Source organism: Frankia sp. AgB32, from assembly GCF_023243045.1.
In the GTDB taxonomy this organism is placed as follows: domain Bacteria; phylum Actinomycetota; class Actinomycetes; order Frankiales; family Frankiaceae; genus Frankia.
Map to the genome: position 1 here is coordinate 1 of NZ_JALKFX010000079.1, position 19876 is coordinate 19876.

6 protein-coding genes and 1 pseudogene are annotated in these 19876 nt (G+C 74.7%); 3 read left to right on the plus strand and 4 right to left on the minus strand.

Annotated elements, in window-relative coordinates; translation table 11 throughout:
* Positions 1–4313 (minus strand): type I polyketide synthase (locus tag MXD60_RS19570; protein ID WP_248820774.1); only part of this gene is annotated, 4313 nt, incomplete at its 3' end.
* Positions 4314–4389: 76 nt separating this feature from the next.
* Positions 4390–14499: a type I polyketide synthase gene (locus MXD60_RS19575; RefSeq protein ID WP_248820775.1), complete on the minus strand. Its 10110-nt coding sequence runs from the start codon at positions 14497–14499 to the stop codon at positions 4390–4392.
* A 294-nt stretch (positions 14500–14793) separates the two neighbouring features.
* On the opposite strand from MXD60_RS19575, the gene MXD60_RS28930 reads away from it, so the two are divergent.
* From MXD60_RS28930 to MXD60_RS19585, 3 genes are read left to right on the plus strand one after another with little or no spacing between them, the layout of a single operon-like run.
* Positions 14794–15156 carry an LLM class flavin-dependent oxidoreductase gene (locus tag MXD60_RS28930; protein WP_283098651.1) on the plus strand — a complete coding sequence of 121 codons (363 nt, stop codon included), beginning with the start codon at positions 14794–14796 and terminating at the stop codon, positions 15154–15156.
* Positions 15108–15953, plus strand: a complete 846-nt coding sequence (locus tag MXD60_RS19580) for an LLM class flavin-dependent oxidoreductase (RefSeq protein ID WP_308222541.1) — start codon at positions 15108–15110, stop codon at positions 15951–15953. The genes MXD60_RS28930 and MXD60_RS19580 overlap by 49 nt, the downstream gene beginning before the upstream one ends.
* A complete protein-coding gene (locus MXD60_RS19585; RefSeq protein ID WP_248820776.1) occupies positions 15950–16822 on the plus strand; it encodes an alpha/beta fold hydrolase in 873 nt (290 codons plus the stop codon). Before MXD60_RS19580 ends, MXD60_RS19585 begins: the two co-directional genes overlap by 4 nt.
* A 37-nt stretch (positions 16823–16859) precedes the next feature.
* On the opposite strand, the pseudogene MXD60_RS29475 reads toward MXD60_RS19585, so the two are convergent.
* Positions 16860–17399: pseudogene (locus MXD60_RS29475) on the minus strand (hypothetical protein); the annotation flags it as partial.
* A 182-nt stretch (positions 17400–17581) separates the two neighbouring features.
* A partial coding sequence (locus MXD60_RS19595) for a P-loop NTPase fold protein (protein ID WP_248820777.1) occupies positions 17582–19876 on the minus strand: 2295 nt, incomplete at its 5' end.

Genomic DNA, 19876 nt, shown 5'->3' on the forward strand with positions numbered 1-19876 from the left:
CTGACCGCGTTGGCGGTCAGCACCACGAGGGTCGCCGCCGTCCAGCGGTCGTCGGCGAGCCAGCGCTGGAGCAGGCTGAGGATGTCGGCCACGGCGGCCCGGGCCGCCGCCGGCACCTGCCCCGGATGCGCCGGGTCGACCGGCGAAGCTGACGGCGAGACGACGACCAGACTCGGCACGGCTTCGTCGGTCCGATGCCGCGCGTCGAGGGCGTCGAGGTCGGGGACGACCTCGACGGCGTGCCCGGCGGAACGCAGCGTCGCCGCGACCGACGCGAGACCTGTGCTGGCCGAGGCCGCGACCAGCGTCCAGCTGTCCGCGCCAGCCGCGCCAGTCGCGCCAGTCGCGCCAGTCGCGCCAGCGCCGGTCGACTCCGTGGCGGCCGCGAACGGCGCCCAGGACAGTGCGAACAGGTCGTCGGCACGCCGCGAGCCGGCCGCCTGGACCTGCTCCGCGGTGACCGGGCGCAGCGCCAGCTCCGCCACCGAGACGACCGCGGCGCCCTCGTCGTCGACCGCGGTGAGCGAGATTCGGTCCGGGCCGGTGGCGCGCAGCTGTACCCGCAGCGCGGCGGCGCCCGCGGCATGCAGCCGCACCCCGCGCCAGACGAAGGGCAGCCGGGCACCGTCCGCGGCTGCGGCGAGGCCGGTGAGGTGCAGCGCGGCGTCGAGCAGCGCCGGGTGCAAGCCGAAGGCGCCGGCCCGCTCCGCGGCGTCAACGGGCAGTGCCACCTCGGCGAACAGCCGCTCGCCGGCCTGCCAGGCGGCCCGCAGCCCACGGAAGGTCGGGCCGTAGGCGAGCCCGGAGTCGGCAAAGGTGTCGTAGAGCGCGTCGACGTCGGCGCGGGCCGCGTCGGCTGGGAGCCAACCGTCGTCCGCCGGCCATTCAGGCGCCGCCAAGTCGCTGCCAGCATTCAGGCCGGCACCATTCAGGCCGGCAGCGTCCGGGCGAAGGGTGGCCGCGTCGGCGGCGGTGAGCAGGATGCCGTGCGCATGCCGGGTCCAGTCCGCCGCTTCGGCGGCGTCCTCGGCGCGGGCGTGCACGCTGACCGGGCGCCGACCGGTCGCGTCGGCGGCGCCGACGCTCACCTGTAGCTGGACGCCCCCGCGGGCCGGCACGATCAGGGGCGTCTCGATGACCAGTTCCTCGACGACGTCGGCACCGGCCTCGTCGCCGGCCCGCACGACCAGCTCGACCAGGGCGGCGCCGGGCACCACCACCTCGCCGAACACCACATGGTCGGCGAGCCACGGCTGGGTGCGCAGCGACAGCAGGCCGGTCGACACCGACCCGTCGGACCCGGCGAGGCGGACCGTGGCCCCGAGCAGCGGATGGCCGGTCGGCCGCAGGCCGAGCCCGGACGCGTCCGCCGTGGGCGAGGTGGTGGACCCGTCGAGCCAGAAGCGGCGGCGGGCGAATGCGTACGTCGGCAGGTCGACCGGCGCCGCGCCGCGTCCGGCGTAGACGGCCTGCGGGTCGAACCGTGCGCCGCGGACGTACGCCCCCGCCAGTGCGGTGTGGAACGCGGCCAGCCCGCCGACACCGCGGCGCAGGGTCGCCACCGCGGCGACCGGGCCGGGAACGTCGGCGGCGGCCTCGGCGGTCTCGACGATCGCGGTGGTGAGACCGGGATGCGGGCTGATCTCGATGAACAGGTCGTGGCCGGCGGCGAGCAGGGCGCGGGTGGCGGGTTCGAACAGGACGGGTTGGCGCAGGTTGGCGTACCAGTAGTCGGCGGTGAGGGCGGCCGGGTCGATCCAGTCGGCGGTGACGGTCGACAGGATCGGGATGCTTGCCGGCCGCGGCCGGATCGCGGCGAGCGCGGCGAGCAGCTCGTCGCGGGCCGCCGCCATCCGCGGCGAGTGCGACGCGAATCCGACCGGGATCTCCCGCACGGAGATCCCCTCGGCGCGCAGCCGCGCGGCGAACGCGTCGAGGGCGTCGCGCGGCCCGGCGATCGCGGTGCTCGTCGGGCTGTTGAGCACGGCGACGGTCAGGCCGTGCGCTGCCTCGCCGCCGCCGAACCGGGCGAGCCGGTCCCGCAGCTCGTCGGCGGACAGCCGCACCGACGCCATGGTTCCCGACTCGGGCAGCCCGGCGATGATCCGGCTGCGCACGGCGATGATCAGAGCGGCGTCGGCGAGGCTGAGGGCGCCGGCGAGGTGGGCGGCGGCGATCTCCCCCTGGCTGTGGCCGACGACGGCGGCCGGCTCGACGCCGTGGTGCTGCCAGAGACGGGCGAGGGCGACGGCGACGGCGAACAGCACGGGCTGGGCGACGTCGATGCGCTCCAGCGCCGGGGCGCCGGGACGTTCGGTGAGGACGTCGAGGAGGTCCCAGTCCAGGTGGGGGGCGAGGGTGGCGGCGACGGCGCGCAGGTGCTCGGCGAACACCGGGCTCTCGGCGAGCAGCTCGCGGGCCATCGCCGGCCAGCCGCTGCCCCCACCGGGCAGGACGAACACGACGGTGGCGGACGTGTCGGCGCTGCCGCGCACGATCCGGGCGACGATCGCGCCGTCGGGGCCCGTCAGCTCCTCGACGGGCGACGACGCGTCGTCGCCGTCGTCGCCGCGGCCGGCCAGTGCCGACAGGCCGGCGCGGAACCCGGCCGGGTCGGTGGCGACGACCGCGGCACGGTGTTCGAGGCCGGCGCGGCCGGTGGCGAGCGCGTACCCGATGTCGGCCGCGGCGAGCTCCGGGTGGACGTCGGCGAACCGCGCCAGCCTGGCCGCCTGGCCCCGCAGCGCCTCGCCGCCGCGTGCCGACAGCACCCACGGCAGCACCGCGCCCGGCTCGGCGCTGGTGGGCCGGATGCTGGTGGGCCGGATGCTGGTGGGCTCGGCGCTGGTGGGTTCGGCGCTGGTGGGTTCGGCGCTGGTGGGTTCGGCCGGTGTGTCGGCGGAGGCCTGCGCGGGGCGCTCGGCGGGGGGTTCTTCGAGGATGAGGTGGGCGTTGGTGCCGCTGATGCCGAAGGCGGAGACGGCGGCGCGGCGTGGTCGGTCCGGGTTGGTGGGCCAGTTGGCGGGTTCGGTGAGCAGGTGGACGGCGCCGCTGGTCCAGTCGACGTGCGGGCTCGGGGCGTCGACGTGCAGCGTGCGGGGCAGCCGGCCGCGGGACATCGAACCGACCAGGTTGATGATGCCGGCCACGCCGGCGGCGGCCTGGGTGTGGCCGATGTTGGATTTGACGGAGCCGAGGTGCAGGGGCTGGTCGGTGGGGCGGTGTTGGCCGTAGGTGGCGAGGATGGCCTGGGCTTCGATGGGGTCGCCGAGGGTGGTGCCGGTGCCGTGGGCTTCGACGGCGTCGATGTCGGTGGGGGACAGGTCGGCGGCGGCGAGGGCGGCGCGGATGACGCGCTGCTGCGACGGCCCGTTCGGCGCCGTGAGCTGGCTCGATGTCCCGTCCGAGTTGACCGCTCCACCGCGGATCACCGCGTGGATCCGGTGGCCGCTCCGGCGCGCGTCGGAGAGCCGTTCCAGGACGAGCAGGCCCGCGCCCTCCCCCCAGGCGGTGCCGTCGGCGGCGGCGGCGAACGGCTTGCACCGCCCGTCCGGGGCGAGGCCGCGCTGGCGGGAGAACTCGACGAACATCCCCGGCGACGACATGACGGTGACCCCGCCGGCCAGGGCCAGGGTGCACTCGCCGCCGCGCAGCGCCTGGCTGGCGAGGTGGATCGCGACCAGCGACGACGAGCAGGCCGTGTCCACGGTGACCGCCGGCCCCTCCAGGCCGAGGGTGTAGGCGACGCGGCCGGAGGCGACCGAGGTGGTGCTGCCGGTCAGTACGTACCCGTCGACGCGGTCCGGGGTGGTCTGGTGCAGGCGGGGGGTGTACTCCTGGGCGATCACCCCGGCGAACACGCCGGTGGCGGAGCCGCGCAGCGACGTCGGGTCGATTCCGGCCCGCTCCAGTGCCTCCCACGCGGTCTCCAGCAGCAGCCGCTGCTGCGGGTCGATGGCGAGGGCCTCGCGCGGGGAGATGTCGAAGAACGCGGCATCGAACTCGGGGGCGTCGTGCAGGAACCCGCCTTCGCGGGCGTAGGTGTGCCCGGCCCGGTCCGGGTCGGCGTCGTAGAGCCGCTCGACGTCCCAGCCGCGGTTCGCCGGAAACGGGCTGATGGCGTCCCGCCCGGCGTCGACGAGGTCCCACAGCTCCTCCGGTGAGCTGACCCCGCCGGGGTAGCGGCAGCTCATCCCGACGATCGCGATGGGCTCGCGGCGCGCGGCCTCGCTGTCCCGCAGCCGCGCCCGGGTCTGGTGCAGGTCGGCGGCGACCCGGTTGAGGTAGTCGCGAAGCTTCTGTTCGTTCGCCATGATCAGCCTTTTCGATGCGCGCGGTCGGAGCGGGCGGCGGGGTCGTCGGCGGGCGGGGTCATGGACACGGCGGGCCTCACGTCAGCCCGAGCTCGCGGTCGAGGAGATCGAAGATCTCGTCGTCGGTGGCGTCGGCGACCTGCTCGGTGAACTCGGCCGGTTCGTCCGCGGACCGGGGCGCGGGTGCGCTCGGGGTCGCCCCGGCGGCCTCCGCGACCCGGGCCAGCAGCGCGTGCAGGCGCACGACGGCGTCCAGCGCTGGCGGGGACGCTGCCAGCGGGCCGCTCAGGGCGGTCTCCAACCGGGAGATCTCCGCGTCGAGGTCGAGCTCCGCCGTCCCGGCCGGAGCGGCGCCGACGAGGGTGTCCCGCAGGTGCGCGGCGAGGATCGTCGGCGTCGGATGGTCGAACAGCAGCGTCGTCGGCAGCCGCCCGCCGGTCTCCCGGGCCAGCCGGTTGCGCAGCTCGATCGCGCTCAGCGAGTCGAACGCGGACTCCAGGAAGCCACGGTCCGGACGGATCGCCGCCGGCGTGGCATGCCCGAGCACCTCCGCCGCGGTGCTCCGCACGAGGGTCAGCAGGGTCCGGTGCTGCTCCTCGGCGGGGCGCTCACGCAGGCGGTCGAGCAGCGCCGCGACCCGGTCCGCTGGGCGTGCGCCGTTACCAGCCGAGGCTGTGGCCTGGTCAGCCGCGTCCACCGGGTCGCGGCCGTGGCCCGGCACCGGGCCCGCGCCGCGGCTGTTCGCGGCGAGACCGTCGAGCAGACCGCCCGCGTCGCGGCCGGACCTGGCCGCGGCGGTGGGATCCAGCCGGGCCGTCACCAGCAGCGGGTCCGCGCCGCCCGCGGCGAGCGCGCAGTCGAACAGGTCGAGGCCCTGCGCGGTGGACATCGGCGCGATGCCGGTGCGGGCCATCCGCGCCAGGTCGGTGCCCGCGAGCGCACCGGCCATCCCGCCGGCTTCGGCCCAGTGGCCCCAGGCCAGCGCGACGGCCGGCAGCCCGCCGGCCCGCCGATGGTGCGCGAGGGCGTCGGCGAACGCGTTCGCGGCCGCGTAGTTCGCCTGGCCGGCGTTCCCGAGGAGCCCGGCGACCGAGGAGAACAGCACGAACGCGGCGAGGTCGAGCCCTGCCGTCGCCTCGTGCAGCGCCCACGCGCCGTCGACCTTCGGCCGCAGCACCCGGTCCAGCGCCGGCTCGTCGAGCGAGGTCAGCACCGCGTCCTCGAGCACCCCGGCGGTGTGCACGACGGCGCTCAGCGGATGCTCGGCCGGGACGGCGGCGAGCAGCCTGCGCACGTCGGCACGGTCGCTGACGTCGGCGGCCACGACGGTCGCCGTCGCGCCCAGCTCGGCGAGCCCGGCGCGCAGGGCCGTCACACCCGGCGCGTCCGGCCCGCCCCGGCTGGCCAGCAGCAGGTGACGCACCCCGTGGTGGGTGACGAGCCGGCGGGCCGTCAGCGCGCCGAGCGCCCCCGTGCCGCCGGTCACCAGCACCGTGCCCGCCGAGTCCAGCGGCGTCGGCAGCGTGAGGACCAGCTTGCCGGTGTGCCGGGCGAGGCTGAGCTGGCGCAACGCCTGGGGGGCGTGCCGGATGTCCCAGGCGGTCGTCGGCAGTGGCCGCAGCGCGCCCTGGGCGAACAGGGCCGCGAGGTCGGCGAGCATCACGGCGATCCGCGCCGGGTCGACGTCGAACAGGTCGAACGCCTGGTAGGTCACGCCGGGCCAGCGTGCCGCGACGGCGTCCGGCTCGCGCTGGTCGGTCTTGCCCATCTCGACGAACCGCCCACCGGCACCGAGCAGGCCCAGCGACGCGTCGGTGAACTCGCCGGCCAGCGCGTTGAGCACCACGTCGACGCCCCGCCCGCCGGTGGTGGCCCGGACGAGGTCGGCGAACTCCAGCGTCCGCGACGAACCGAGGTGCGCCTCGTCGAGGCCCTGGCGTCGCAGCACCGGCCACTTCGCTGGGCTGGCGGTGCCGAAGACCTCGGCACCCAGCTGCCGCGCGAGCTGCACCGCCGCCTGGCCCACCCCGCCGGTGGCGGCGTGGATCAGCACGGACTCACCGGCGCGCAGCCCGCCGAGGCCGACCAGGCCGTGGTAGGCGGTGAGGAACGCGACCGGCACGCCGGCGGCCTGCCCGAACGACCAGCCCGGCGGGATCGCCGTCACCAGCCGGCGGTCGGTCACCGCCAGCGGGCCGAGCGTGCCCTGGACCAGGCCCATCACCCGGTCTCCCGGCACGAGGTCGGTGACGTCCGCACCGACCTCGACGACCACCCCGGCGCCTTCCGCGCCGATGCGGGCCCCACCTGGGTACATCCCCAGGCCGATCAGCACGTCCCGGAAGTTCAGACCCGCCGCGCGCAGGGCGACCCGCACCTCGCCGGGGCCCAGCGCGCGCCGCGCGGCCGGTTCGGGCAGCAGCGCGAGGTCGTCCAACGAGCCGGCGCTGGTCACGTCGAGCCGCCACGGCTCGGTGCCCGCGGGCACGACCAGCCTCGGTGTCGCGCTCAGCGGTGCCAGCAGCGGCCGGCGGACCTCCCCGTCGCGCACCGCCAGCTCGCTGTGCGCGGCAGGGGAGGCGGCGAGCAGCGCGAGGGCCGCGGCGACCGCCGCCCGCGAGGTGGACCGGCCGTCGACGTCGAGCAACGCCACCCGGTCGGGATTCTCGGTGTGGGCGCTGCGGACCAGCCCCCAGCCGCCCGCGGCGGCGAGATCCTCGACGTCCTCGCCGGGCCCGGTCGCCACCGCCCTTTCGGTCACGACCACGAGACGGGACGCGGTGAACCGTTCGTCGGCCAGCCAGTCGCGCAGCAGCCGCAGCAGGTCCCGCGCGGTGGCGTGCGCGGCCTCGACCGGCCCGTCGGCCGGGCCCGCCGGCCGGGAACGGTGCTGGTGGACGACGAGGGTCGGGGCGCGCCCGCCGGCGTCGACCGCGGCCCGCAGCGCCGCCAGATCGCCGGCGGCCGGCAGGCCGAACGCCGCCGCGTCGCCCAGGACGACCCGCTCGCCGTCCGCCGGTTCCGTGCCGGCCGGTTCCGTGCCGGTGTGGGGCACCACCGGCCAGCCCACCAGGTACAGCCCTTCGTCGGCGGGGCCGGCGACGCGGCGGCCCGCCGCGACCAGGGCCTCGGTGGCGACCGGGCGCAGGGTCAGGCCGCCGATGGTCGCGACCGGCGAGCCCGTCTCGTCCGTCGCCGTGAGCGTGGAGCGGTCCGGTCCCGTCGCGGCCACCCGGACGCGCAGCGCGGTGGCGCCGGTGCCGGTCAGCGTGACGTCGTTCCAGGTGAAGGGCAGCCTGGTCACGGTCTGGCCGGCCGCGTCGCCGGGGCCGGCGGCGGCAGCGGAGACGGCGGAGGCAGTGGGGTCGGCCGTGGCGTCGGCAGTGTCGCCGCCGGCAGCCGGGAGCAGCCCGATGACCGCGTGCAGGGCCGCGTCGAGGAGCGCGGGATGGACGCCGAAGCCGTCCGCCCGCTCGCCGGCGTCCGCGGGCAGCGCGACGTCGGCGAGGATGTCGTCGCCGAGGCGCCAGGCGGCCCGCAGGCCGCGGAACGCCGGCCCGTACTGGTAGCCGTCGCCGGCGAGGCGCGGATACAGGTCGTCGACGTCCAACGCGACCGCGCCGGGCGGCGGCCAGGCTCCCGCCAGTTCCGCGCCGCTCGCTGGGCTGCCGGGCGCCTGTTCCGTGCGCAGGAAACCGATCGCGTGCCGGTGCCAGGGTGCCGCCGCGGCGTCGGTGCCGGGCCGGGTGGCGTCCGGCCGGGAGTACACCGTCACCGCCCGGCGTCCGCCGGCCGCGGCGTGGCCGGCGGACGGTTCGGCCGCGGCGACGATGACCTGGACCTCGACCGTGCCGGCGGCCGGCAGGACCAGCGGCGCGGTGAGGGCGAGCTCCTCGACGAACGGGGCGCCGGCCCGCCGCCCGGCGGTCAGCACGAGGTCCACGAACGCCGTGCCCGGCAGCAGCACGGTGTCGCGTACCGCGTGGTCGACGAGCCAGGGCAGCGCGGCCGGGTCGAGGCGGCCGGAGAGCGCCAGGGCGCCGTCGGCCAGCTCCACCGCGGCGCTGAGCAGCGGATGGGCCGGCTCGCCCGCGCCCCTGACATCGCTCAGTACGGGGGCGGTGGGGGCCGCGGGCCGGTCCAGCCAGTGGCGCCGGCGCTGGAAGGGATAGGTCGGCAGGTCGGTGGGGCGCACCGGCCGCCCGGCGAACGCGGCCGACCAGTCGACCTCGGCGGCGCCGTCGACGTGCAGGCGGGCCAGCGCGGCGGTGGCCGAGCGGAGCTCCGGGCGGTTCGCCCGCAGCAGGGCGACGACCACCGGCGCCGCGGGGGCCGCCGCGTCCGGCGCTGTGCCGGCTGGCGCTGCCCCGGTGGGGGCCGCGTCGGCGAGGGTCTGCTCGGCCAGGGCGGCGAGCACGGCGTCCGGGCCCAGCTCGACGTAGGTGGTCACGCCCTGGGCGGCGAGGGTGCGTACGCCGTCGTGGAACCGGACCGCGCCGCGCAGGTGGCGCACCCAGTAGTCGGGATCGGTGAGTTCGGCGTCGGTGGCCACCTCGCCGGTGACGTTCGAGATGATCGGGATCGTCGGCGGCCGCAGCGTCACCGTCGACAGCACCCGGCGGTACTCGTCGAGGACCGGGTCGAGGTGCGCGGAGTGGAACGCATGACTGACCCGCAGCGCCTTGGCCCGGTGGCCCGCGTCGCGCCAGCGGCCGGCGAGGGACTCGACCGCCTCGCGGTCACCGGAGATCACCACCGAGCGGGGCCCGTTGACCGCCGCGATGCCGACCGTCCCGACCGTCCCGGCCGCGTCGGCCGCGTCGGCGAGCAGCCGCTCGATCTCGGCGTCGGTGCCTTCCAGGGCGGCCATGGCGCCGGTCGCGGGCACGCTCTGCATGAGCCGGCCGCGTGCGGCGACGAGCGTCGCCGCGTCGGACAGCGAGAACACCCCGGCGACATGGGCGGCGCTCAGCTCGCCGACGGAGTGGCCGATGAGGCGGTCGGCCCGCAGCCCGAACGACTCGACCAGCCGGTACAGCGCCACTTCCAGGGCGAACAGCGCCGGCTGGGTGTAGGCGGTCGCGTCCAGATCGGCGGCCGCCGGCGAACCGGCCTCGGTGAACAGCAACTCCCGCACGGACCGGCCGACGGCGACGTCGAGCGGTCCGGCGACCTCGTCGAGTGCGTCGGCGAACACGCCGAAGCGTGCGTACAGCTCGCGGCCGGCCCCGGCGCGCTGGCTGCCCTGCCCGGTGAACAGAAACGCGGTGCGTCCCGTGGCCGGCGCGGCGACACCGCACACGGCGTGACCCGCCGGGACGTCGGCGGCGATCGCCCGCAGTCCCGTGAGGAACTCCTCGACGCTGTCCGCGACGACGACCGCGCGGTGTTCCAGGGCGGCCCGACCGACCGCCAGCGCATGGCCGACGTCGGTGGTCGACGGCGAGCCCGGCAGGTCCGCGCCGGCGGCGACCCGCTCGGCGAGACGCGTGGCCTGCGCCCGCAGCGCCGCCGCGGAGTGCGCACCCAGTACCCACGGCAGCACCGCGGGCACGTCGCTGCGCGGCGCGCTGGCGTGGGCTGCGGTGGGGTCGGGCTCGGCGGGGGGTTCTTCGAGGATGAGGTGGGCGTTGGTGCCGCTGATGCCGAAGGCGGAGATGGCGGCGCGCCGTGGCCGGTCGGTGGCAGCGGCGGCGGGCCAGTCGACCGGGTCGGTGAGCAGGCGGACGGCGCCGCTGGTCCAGTCCACATGTGGGCTCGGCGCGTCGACGTGCAGCGTCGCGGGTAGCTGGCCGTGCCGCAGCGCCTGCACGATCTTGATGACGCCGGTGACGCCGGCGGCGGCCTGGGTGTGGCCGATGTTGGATTTGACGGAGCCGAGGTGCAGGGGTTGGTCGGTGGGGCGGTGTTGGCCGTAGGTGGCGAGGATGGCCTGGGCTTCGATGGGGTCGCCGAGGGTGGTGCCGGTGCCGTGGGCTTCGACGGCGTCGATGTCGGTGGGGGACAGGTCGGCGGCGGCGAGGGCGGCGCGGATGACGCGCTGCTGCGACGGCCCGTTCGGCGCGGTCAGACCGTTGGACGCGCCGTCGGAGTTCACCGCGCTGCCACGCACGACGGCGAGGATCCGGTGGCCGTGGCGGCGCGCGTCGGACAGCCGTTCCAGCACCACCACGCCGACGCCCTCGGCCCAGGCGGTGCCGTCGGCGGCGGCGGCGAACGGCTTGCACCGCCCGTCCGGGGCCAGGCCGCGCTGGCGGGAGAACTCGGTGAACATCCCCGGTGTCGGCATGACGGCGACGCCACCGGCCAACGCCAGGGTGCACTCGCCGCCGCGCAGCGCCTGGCTGGCGAGGTGGATCGCGACCAGCGACGACGAGCAGGCCGTGTCGATGGTGACGGCCGGCCCCTCCAGACCGAGGGTGTAGGCGACGCGGCCGGAGGCGACCGACGACAGGCTGCCGGTCAGCACATAGCCGCCGTAGCCCTCGGGCGCCTCGACGAGGCGGGGACCGTAGTCGTGCGGGGTGACCCCGGCGAACACGCCGGTGGCCGAGCCGTGCAGCGACGTCGGGTCGATCCCGGCCCGCTCCAGTGCCTCCCACGAGGTCTCCAGCAGCAGGCGCTGCTGGGGATCCATCGCGGCGGCCTCCCGCGGCGAGATACCGAAGAAGTCGGCGTCGAACGTGTCGGCGTCGTGCAGGAAACCGCCCTCGCGGGCGTAGGAGGTGCCCGGCCGGCTCAGCTCCGGGTCGTGCAGGGCGGCCAGGTCCCAGCCGCGGTTGGTTGGGAACGGGCCGATCGCGTCCACCCGGCCGGTCAGTAGGTCCCACAGCTGCTCCGGCGTGTCGGCGCCCCCCGGCCAGCGCCCGGCGACGGCGACGATGGCAATCGGCTCGTCCGCGCGTCCCGGTGTGGTCCGGGCCGCGCCCGAGACGGTGCCGTGCGCGGACGCCTCGCCGGCGCCGGTGAGCGCCCCGCGCAGGTACGCGGCGAGCCGGCGCGGAGTCGGATAGTCAAAGGTCAGGGTCGTCGGCAGCGCCACCCCGGTCGCGGCGGCCAGCCGGTCGCGGCACTCCACCGCGCTGACCGAGTCGAACCCCAGGTCGGCGAACGACCGTTCCGCGACGACGCTGCCACTGGCGTGACCCAGCACGATCGTCAGGGTCGCGCCGATGACCTCGAGCAGCTCCCGCTCGCTGGCCGCCCCGGCCGAACCGCGGCCCGCGGTCGGACGGTCGTGCGTCGGCGCCGCCTCGCGGCCAGCGGCGTCCTCGCCCGAGTACTGCGCGTCCTCGCCGTCGGGCACACCCGGACCGCGCGGCGCCGCCGCGGTGGACCCAGACGGCGCCGCCGTGGCGGACCCAGACGGCCCCGCCGTGGCGGACCCAGACGGCTCCGGCGCAGCCAGCTCGAACTGCCGGCGCTGGAACGGGTAGGTCGGCAGGGCGACGCGACGCGCGCCGGCCGGGAAGGACGGCGTCCAGTCGACCGCGGACCCGGCGACGTGCACCTCGGCCAGCGACCGCAGGAAGCGGTCCAGCCCACCGTCGTCCCGGCGCAGCGATCCGACCGCGAGAGCCGACCCGGCCGGCCCCACCGACCCGTCCGCCACCGAGCCCGCCCACGCCTCGGCGATCGCCCGGATGCCCCCGGTGAGGATCGGATGCGGGCTCGCCTCGACGAACACGCGGTGGCCGGCGGCCAGCGCCGTACGCACCGCCGCGTCGAAGTGCACGGTCTCGCGCAGGTTGCTGTACCAGTAGTCGGCGTCGAGCCGGCCGGTGTCCACGGCGTCCCCGGTCACCGTCGAATAGAAGGTGACGTCGCTGGCCCGCGGGGTGAAGCCGGCGAGTTCGGCGAGCAGCGCGCCGCGCAGTTGCGCCACTTGCGGCGAGTGCGAGGCGAAGTCCACCGGGACACGGCGGGCATCCACGCCGGCCTCGGCGTAGCGGGCGAGCAGCGCGTCCAGCGCCGCGGGGGCGCCGGCGACGACCGTCGACGCCGGCCCGTTGATCGCCGCCACCGCGAGCGCGTCGTCGTCCCCGAGGTGCTCGCGCACCGCGGCGGCCGGCAGCGGGACCGACACCATCCCGCCGCTGCCCGAGATCCCGGCCAGCACCCGGCTGCGCCGCGCGATGATCGCGCCCGCGTCGGCCAGCGACAACGCCCCGGCCACGTAGGCGGCGGCGACCTCGCCCTGGGAATGCCCGATCACGGCGGCCGGGCGGACCCCGAACGAACGCCACAGCGCCGCCAGCGATGTCATGACGGCGAACAGCATCGGCTGGACGACGTCGACGCGCTCCAGCGACGGCGCCCCGACCTCGCCGTGGAGCACCTCCAGCAGCGACCAGTCGACGTGCGGGGCGAGTGCCCCCGCGCAGGCGGCGATGTGCTCGGCGAACACCGGCGAGGTGGCGAGCAGCTCGCGGGCCATGGCCGCCCACTGCGACCCCTGCCCGGGCAGGACCAGCACGACACCACCGGCCGCGTCGACGTCGCCCGGCTGCGCGGTCACCAGACCCGCGGCCTGCCCACCGTCGCGCAGGTGCCGCAGCGCGGCCAGGAACTCGGCGGGCTCGGAACCGACGATGACGGCGCGCCGCCCGAACGCCGTGCGCGTCGTCGCCAGCGAGTGGCCGACGTCAGCCGGGTCGAACCGCGCCGTCTCCCCGTCGCCGGTCGGGCCCGCGCCGGCCAGATCCGCGCCGGCCAGATCCGCGCCGGGGGCGAGCAGGTCGTGCAGGCGCCCGGCCTGGGCTCGCAGCGCCGCCTCGTCCCGCCCGGACAGCAGCCACGGCATCGGCCGCGGCCCGCCATCGACCGTGGGCGCGGACGCCTCCCGGGTGGACGGCGGTAGGCCTGGTGCGGGCGTGGTGGCGGTGAGCGCCGGCGGTTCGGCGAGGACGAGGTGGCAGTTCGTGCCGCCCACCCCGAAGGAGCTGACGCCGGCGACCAGCGGCTGGTCCGTGGCCGGCCAGGGGCCGTGCGCGGTGCGCACCCGCAGGCGCAGCTCGTCGACGTCGATGTCCGGGTTCGGGGTGACGAAGTTCAGGCTCGGGGGCAGCTCGCGGTGGGAGATCGCGAGCACGGTCTTGAGTAGGCCGACGATGCCGCTGGCGCCTTCGAGGTGCCCCACGTTCGTCTTCGCCGAGCCGACGAGCAGGGGCGCGGCGGCGTCTCGTCCGCTGCCGTAGGCCCGGCCGAGCGCCGCGGCCTCGATCGGGTCGCCGACCCGCGTGCCCGTCCCGTGCAGCTCCACGTACTGGATCTCGTGCGGATCGACCCGTGCCGAGCGGGCCGCCTCGCGCAGGACCCGGGCCTGCGCGTTGGCGCTGGGCAGGGTGAGCCCGGCGGTGGCACCGTCGCTGTTCACGGCGCCGCCGAGGATCACCGCGTGCACCGTGTCACCGTCCGCCCGGGCCGCGGACAGCCGCTTGAGCAGGACGATCGCGCCGCCTTCACCGCGGACGTACCCGTTGGCCCGGGCGTCGAAGGTGAAGCAGCGGCCGTCGGGGGACAGCGCGCCGAACCGCTCGGCGGTCAGGGTGCTCTCCGGCGCCAGGTTGAGCTGCACGCCGCCGGCGAGGGCGAGATCGCTCTCGCCGCGTCGCAGGCTCTCGACCGCGAGGTGCACCGCGACCAGCGACGATGCCTGGGCCGCGTCGACCGTCAGGCTGGGGCCGCCCAGGTCCAGCGCGTAGGAGACGCGGTTGGCGATGATGCCCCGGCTCTGCCCGGTCAGCGTGTGGCGGGTGATCGCGTCCTCACCGGCGCGCAGCAGTCGGGTGGCGTAGTCGCTGGTGATAGCTCCGAGGAACACGCCGGTGCGGCTGCCGGCGAGCTCCACCGGGCGGTGACCCGCCGCCTCCACCGCCTCCCAGGCGAGTTCGAGGGCGAGGCGCTGCTGCGGGTCGAGGTGCGCGGCCTCCCGGGGGGCGATCCCGAAGAACTCCGGATCGAAGCCGTAGACGTCGTCGAGGTGCGCGGCGAAGCGGGTCCCGAGCCGGCGCGGCACGGTCGCGCCGCGGTCCACCGCGTCGCCGCCGCCCCGCAGCAGCCGCCAGAACGCCGCCGGATCGGACGCCGAGGGCAGCCGGCAGGCCAGGCCCACCACGGCGATCGGGTCGACGGAAACCCACGCCGGGTCGTTGTCTCGCGCCGTCTCGGTTGATCCGGTGTTCATCGCTGTGCCGCCCCCTTGTCACGAACGCGCGGAACCGGTCTTCGCCCGGTGAACCGCACACTTCCTGGGCCACAAACCAGGCTAGGTGGTGCCGCCTTGGAACCGCTTTTGCCTCGCTAAAGGACCGGATAAGTGTTGTCGGATTGTTTCTGGTCGTTTTCCCGGCTGGAGAACGGTCATGTCGGAAGGCGATTGAAATGCTACGGTCGGCGGGTGCCCGGAAAGGTGTCGGTGGCGGGCCGTCCTCGATCATCCCGGCGCGTCGACCGAGGTGTCAGCTGTCAGGAGGAGCGCATGGAGATCTTCTCGTTCCATCTGATGCCGTGGCCGTATCTGCCGGCAGACTACGGCGGTTCGGCCTGGATAACCGTGCCGAACGAGCTCTACGACCCCGTGCGCGGCCATGACCTGTACAACCGGTATCTGGACGAGCTGGAGTACGCGGAGCAGGTCGGTTTCGACGGGCTGGTGGTCAACGAGCACCACCAGACCGCCTACGGGTCGATGCCGAGCCCCAACCTGTTCGCGGCCCTGCTCGCCCGGCGGACCTCGCGGGCGAAGATCGCGGTGATCGGCACGCCCTGCCGCTGTACAACCCGCCGACCCGGGTGGCCGAGGAGTTCGCGGTCCTCGACGTGGTCACCGGCGGCCGGCTGATCGCGGGCATGGTCGTCGGCGGCGGCCCGGAGTACTACTCCTCCGGCGTGAACCCCGCGCAGGCGCGGCGCCGCTTCGCCGAGGCGCTCGACCTCTTCGTCCAGTCCTGGACCAGACCCGGCCCGTTCGAGTTCGACGGCGAGTTCTACAAGATCCCCCACGTCAACCCCTGGCCGCGGCCGTTGCAGCAGCCACATCCGCCGGTCTGGATCCCGGGCCTGGGTTCCCTGGAAACGATGGAACTCGTCGCCGCCCGCGGGTTCTCCTACGTCGGACTACCTTTCTTTCACTCCTCGGTCTTCGAACGGAACTACGCGGCTTTCCGGCAGATCTGGCTGGCCGCCGGACGGGACCCGGCGCCCGAGAACCTCGGTCTGCTGTTGCCGATCTACGTCGCTGAATCCGACGCCGCGGCCCGCGCCGAGTACGAGGAGCACCTCTGGTACTTCGCCCGGCAGCTGCTGAACGGAGTGCAGATCGTGCCGCCCGGATATCAAAGTGTGCAGTCGGCCGTGCGGCTGATGGAGAACGCGTCGAAATACCTGCTCGGGGTCTCCGACTGGGAGACGGTGGTGTCGGGCTCCTACGCCATCGTCGGGAGTCCGGACACCGTCGCCGAGAAGCTCGCCGACCTGATCCGCCGGCTCGGCGTCGGCAATCTGCTCGGCCTGTTCCAGCTCGGCAGCCTGCCAGCCCATCTGACCAGGGCCAACCTGAAGCTGTTCGCCGAACAGGTGATGCCGAAGCTACGCGCCGAGTTCGCCACCCCACCGGTCTGGCCGGAGACGCTCGCATGACCGCGCCAACTACCGGCCCCCGCCCGAACGGCGCCGGTCCCGGCGGCACCCTGCGGCGCATCGAGGTCGACGGAATCGGAACCCGGTATGTCCGGCTGGGTCAGGGCGTCCCGCTGGTGTATCTGCACTCCCCGTTCGGGGAGGTCGGCGCGCTTCCGGTGTTCGGCGCCCTCGCGGCTGCGGGTTTCGAGGTCATCGCGCCGGAACTGCCCGGCTTCGGCCAGTCGGACCCGGTCACCACCTGGCAGAACATCGCCGATGTCGTCTTCACCCTGCGACGCATCCTCGACCGCTTCGAGGTGGACCGCGCCGTGCTGGTGGGCAGCTCCCTCGGCGGCTGGCTGGCCGCCGAGCTCGCGGTCTGGTTCCCGGAGCGAGTAGGAGCACTCGCCCTGCTCGCCCCCTTGGGACTGCGAATCGAGGGCGCCCCGATCTTCCAGATCTTCGGCGCCGAAGACGACGCGCTGCTGCCCCGGTTGCTCGCCCGCCCAACGGACTTCCCGGCACACCTCGCCCCCGCACTGGCTGCCGATGGCGACGCCACCGAAGTCCCCACGGACCCGCTCGCGCTGCCGCTTCACCTGTTCCGCGCGATGGAGGCGACCGCACGCCTCGGCTGGAACCCGTACCTGCACGATCCACGGCTCCGCGAGCGCCTCGGCCAGATCGAGGCACCCACCGTAGTGATCCGCGGAGATCGCGATGGCATCCTTCCCGCGGCCCACGCGGCGGCCTATGTCAGGGCGATTCCTGCCGCACGGCAGGTAGAGATCGAGAACTGCGGCCACCTACCAGCACTGGAACACCCCGCCGAAGTCGCAGGACACGTAGTTTCGATGTCGACGGCATGGCGAACGCCAAGCCCTTGAGTCCTGGCCGACGCTGCGTGTAGCGAATGTAGTGCAGCCCGGATTTTCTGATCGCATCGGTTTCCGCTGGCACTTCCAACTGCCGGATGTCGTTGGTGAGGATCGCCTCATAGTGAGCCCGGCGGGCATCGGCCAGAACCGCGCGGTCCTTCTTCCCTTGCCAGTCGAGGTCTTTGAGGTGGTCAAGATGCTCGCGCGGTAACAGATGTCGCAGAATGTCGAGCAGCTGTATCGGTGTGTCCTCGTCAAGAATGATTCGCATCAGGAAGCGGCTGCACTTCTCCTGGGCTGACTGAAACTTTCTACGTAGAATGCGAAGTCGGCGGCGTCCCGGGCTGCTTCGGTCGTCACCGCGGGGTGATCTCACGCCCACAACCCATCGTCGTGGCGGCGCGGTGTGGTCCGAACCGCGAGCCAGCTGGCCGCGATTCATGCTGCCCGCCCGATCAGACACCTCGCCGTCGACCGGATTGCGGAGCTGCATCGCCAGACGAACCCGCAGCGCGTCCCAGCGTCGGCTCGACCGGCGGCGGTTCGCCACCGCGCCACGCGCCATCCCCACCGCGCCACGCGCCATTCCCAGCACCCAGCTCAGCTCGTCGTCCGGCGGTCTGTCCGCAAGCCGACCTGAGGTGAAAGGCTTGACGCCGCTGGCCGGCTCGCGGATCCAGTCCGCCGGTGACCGGGATACCACTTGGTCCCAATCCACGCGCTGCACCCGCTCGCACCAGCGGTGCCGCACCCACCACCTCCGCCGGGCTACGGCCTGGGCGGCTGGACGAGGCCGACGGTGTGGAAGCTGTGTCGGGCGATGCGGGGTCCCCACTGCCGGTAGGTGGCCAGGTCGCCGTGGAAGGCCGTTCCCGCCCCGCGAATTGTCTCGACCAGGTCGGCGACGATGTCGCAGCCGGGCGCGTGGTCGTCCCCGCAGGGTTTGCCGCGGAGGAACGCGACGATGTCGGGGTCGTCGGTGCTGGCGGCGAGGGCGTTGAGCAGCGGCGGGGCCAGGGTGGGATGGCCGACGGTGACGGCCAGGAGCAGCAGGGCCGCGTGGTGAGGCCCGGCGGTGAACGCGGTGAGATCGGCGTTGGGCACGCCGATGCGGATCAGCCGGTACAGGTTGACCAGTCGTTTGCCCGCGCGGGGGGTCGTCAGGAGCGGACCGACGAGGGGAATCGCGGTTCGTTCACCGTCGGTGAGTTCAAGGCTGGCGGGCCGCAGGTCCGCAATGGCTGTCCCCTGGCGTCCAGCCAGGCGCTCGTCGGTGAACCTGCCTAGCGGGTCGTCGGCACCTGGGGGACGGACCCTGCCGGATGGTGCGGGCGCTGGACCGCGCGGCCCCGGGCCGGTGCCGGGGCCGGGCTGGTCGCTCGGGCTGGGCCTGGGGGTCGGGGCTGTGGGTCGCGGTGCGCGTTGCGATGGGACCGGGAGGAGGGCGGACAGGTAGGCGGCGGCGGTGGTGCCCATGGGGCGTAACGCGAACGGAATCTGGAAGATCTTGTCGAGCCAGTCCACCGGAGTGACCGCTCGACCCGCGTCGGTGCCGTCGGCGTTGCCGAACAGGCCGCTGTGATGGGTGGTCAGGCTGCGGCGCAGCCAGGCGGCGTCGACGGCGACCACGACAACGAACAACCGGCGGGCGAGGAGCAGGTGGACCGCGGTCAGTACCTCGACGACACGTTGCGGGGGGCAGCGGTCGAGATCGTCGACGTAGAGGATGATCCGTTCCAGCGGCGGCGGCTTGGCCGCACTGCCGGTGGTCTGCCACTGGGCTCGGGCGGCGGTGAGGGCGCGTTCGAGCTGGTCAAGGTCGGCGCTGATCTGGCCGACCAGACCCCGGTAGTTCTGATAAGCGCTTCCGGTGCTGAGCCGGTCGAGAACGTTGGCGAGGGCCACCGCCGCGTCGACCCTGGCCAGGCGCGCCCGAGTATTCGCGAGGTCCTGCTGGACCTGGTCGTTCGCCGCGGTCAGACGGCGTCGCTCCCGGTCGGTGAACGACACCATCCACCGGTGGATCCGACGGGCGAGGGCGACCGGGGCGAGCGCGAGCAACCCGGCCAGGACCGTCCCGGCCGTCCGCAGCCACGGACCGGCCCACCACCACGCGCCCGCCGCCCCGGCCAGCAGCACCGCCCAGCCGGCGAGAGCCCACATTCCTGTCCGGACGTCGATGGCCAGGCCAAGGATCGCCGCGCGTCCCGCCCGCAGGAAGCCACCCGGCGAGCCCAGCCCGGCGAGTCGGCCATGCGCGGAACGCGCGGCGTCCACCGCGCTGATCTGCGCGTCCAGCCGAGTGCGGGCAGCTTCCAACCGGTCCGTCTCGGCGCGCAGGCGCTCCCGCTCAGCCCGGCTGCCCGCCGGATCGGCCGACGGCGTGCCCGCCGCCCGGTCGGTGGCGAGTTCGGTGAACAGATGCTCGATGATTCCGGTCCACACCTGCCCGTCGCTGTAGTGCCAGGCATTGAACTCGATCTGGCCCACCGACGACACGAACGAGCTGCTGCCCGGGTTGCTCAGTGACATCCCGGCCAGCCGATCGACCCGGGCACGAAGCTGACGCAGCACACTCGACTTCCCCGACCCCCACTCGCCCAGCACCGCGATCGCCAAGGGCGGGACCGTCTCCGATGCCGCGATCAACATCGCGAGGGTCTCGACATCAGCCTCGACCTCGAGGAGATCGTGGTCGCTGGGCTCGTCGCTGCGGACCCCGGCAAGCACCCCCCGCCGCGTCGCCCCCGCCAACGCCGTCCCTCGAACCTGCAACCCACTGCGCCGGTTCCACACGCGGATCGTCCGATCACCAACACTGACGATCTCCGATCCGTCCGGGGTGACCGCTACCGACCAGACCGGGCCGGTGTGGCCGGTGAGGGTGGTGTGTTCGGTGCCGGTGTCGCGGTTCCAGACGCGGACGGTGCCGTCGTCGCCGCTGCTGATGATCTGCTGGCCGTCCGGGGTGACCGCTACCGACAGGACCGGGCCGGTGTGGCCGGTGAGGGTGGTGTGTTCGGTGCCGGTGTCGCGGTTCCAGATGCGTACGGTGCCGTCGTC

Bases quoted from the DNA above. Each gene is read 5' to 3' on its own strand.
- MXD60_RS28930 (WP_283098651.1), top strand. From the start codon at position 14,794: ATGGAGATCTTCTCGTTCCATCTGATGCCGTGGCCGTATCTGCCGGCA.
- MXD60_RS19585 (WP_248820776.1), top strand. From the start codon at position 15,950: ATGACCGCGCCAACTACCGGCCCCCGCCCGAACGGCGCCGGTCCCGGC.
- MXD60_RS19575 (WP_248820775.1), bottom strand. From the start codon at position 14,499: ATGAACACCGGATCAACCGAGACGGCGCGAGACAACGACCCGGCGTGG.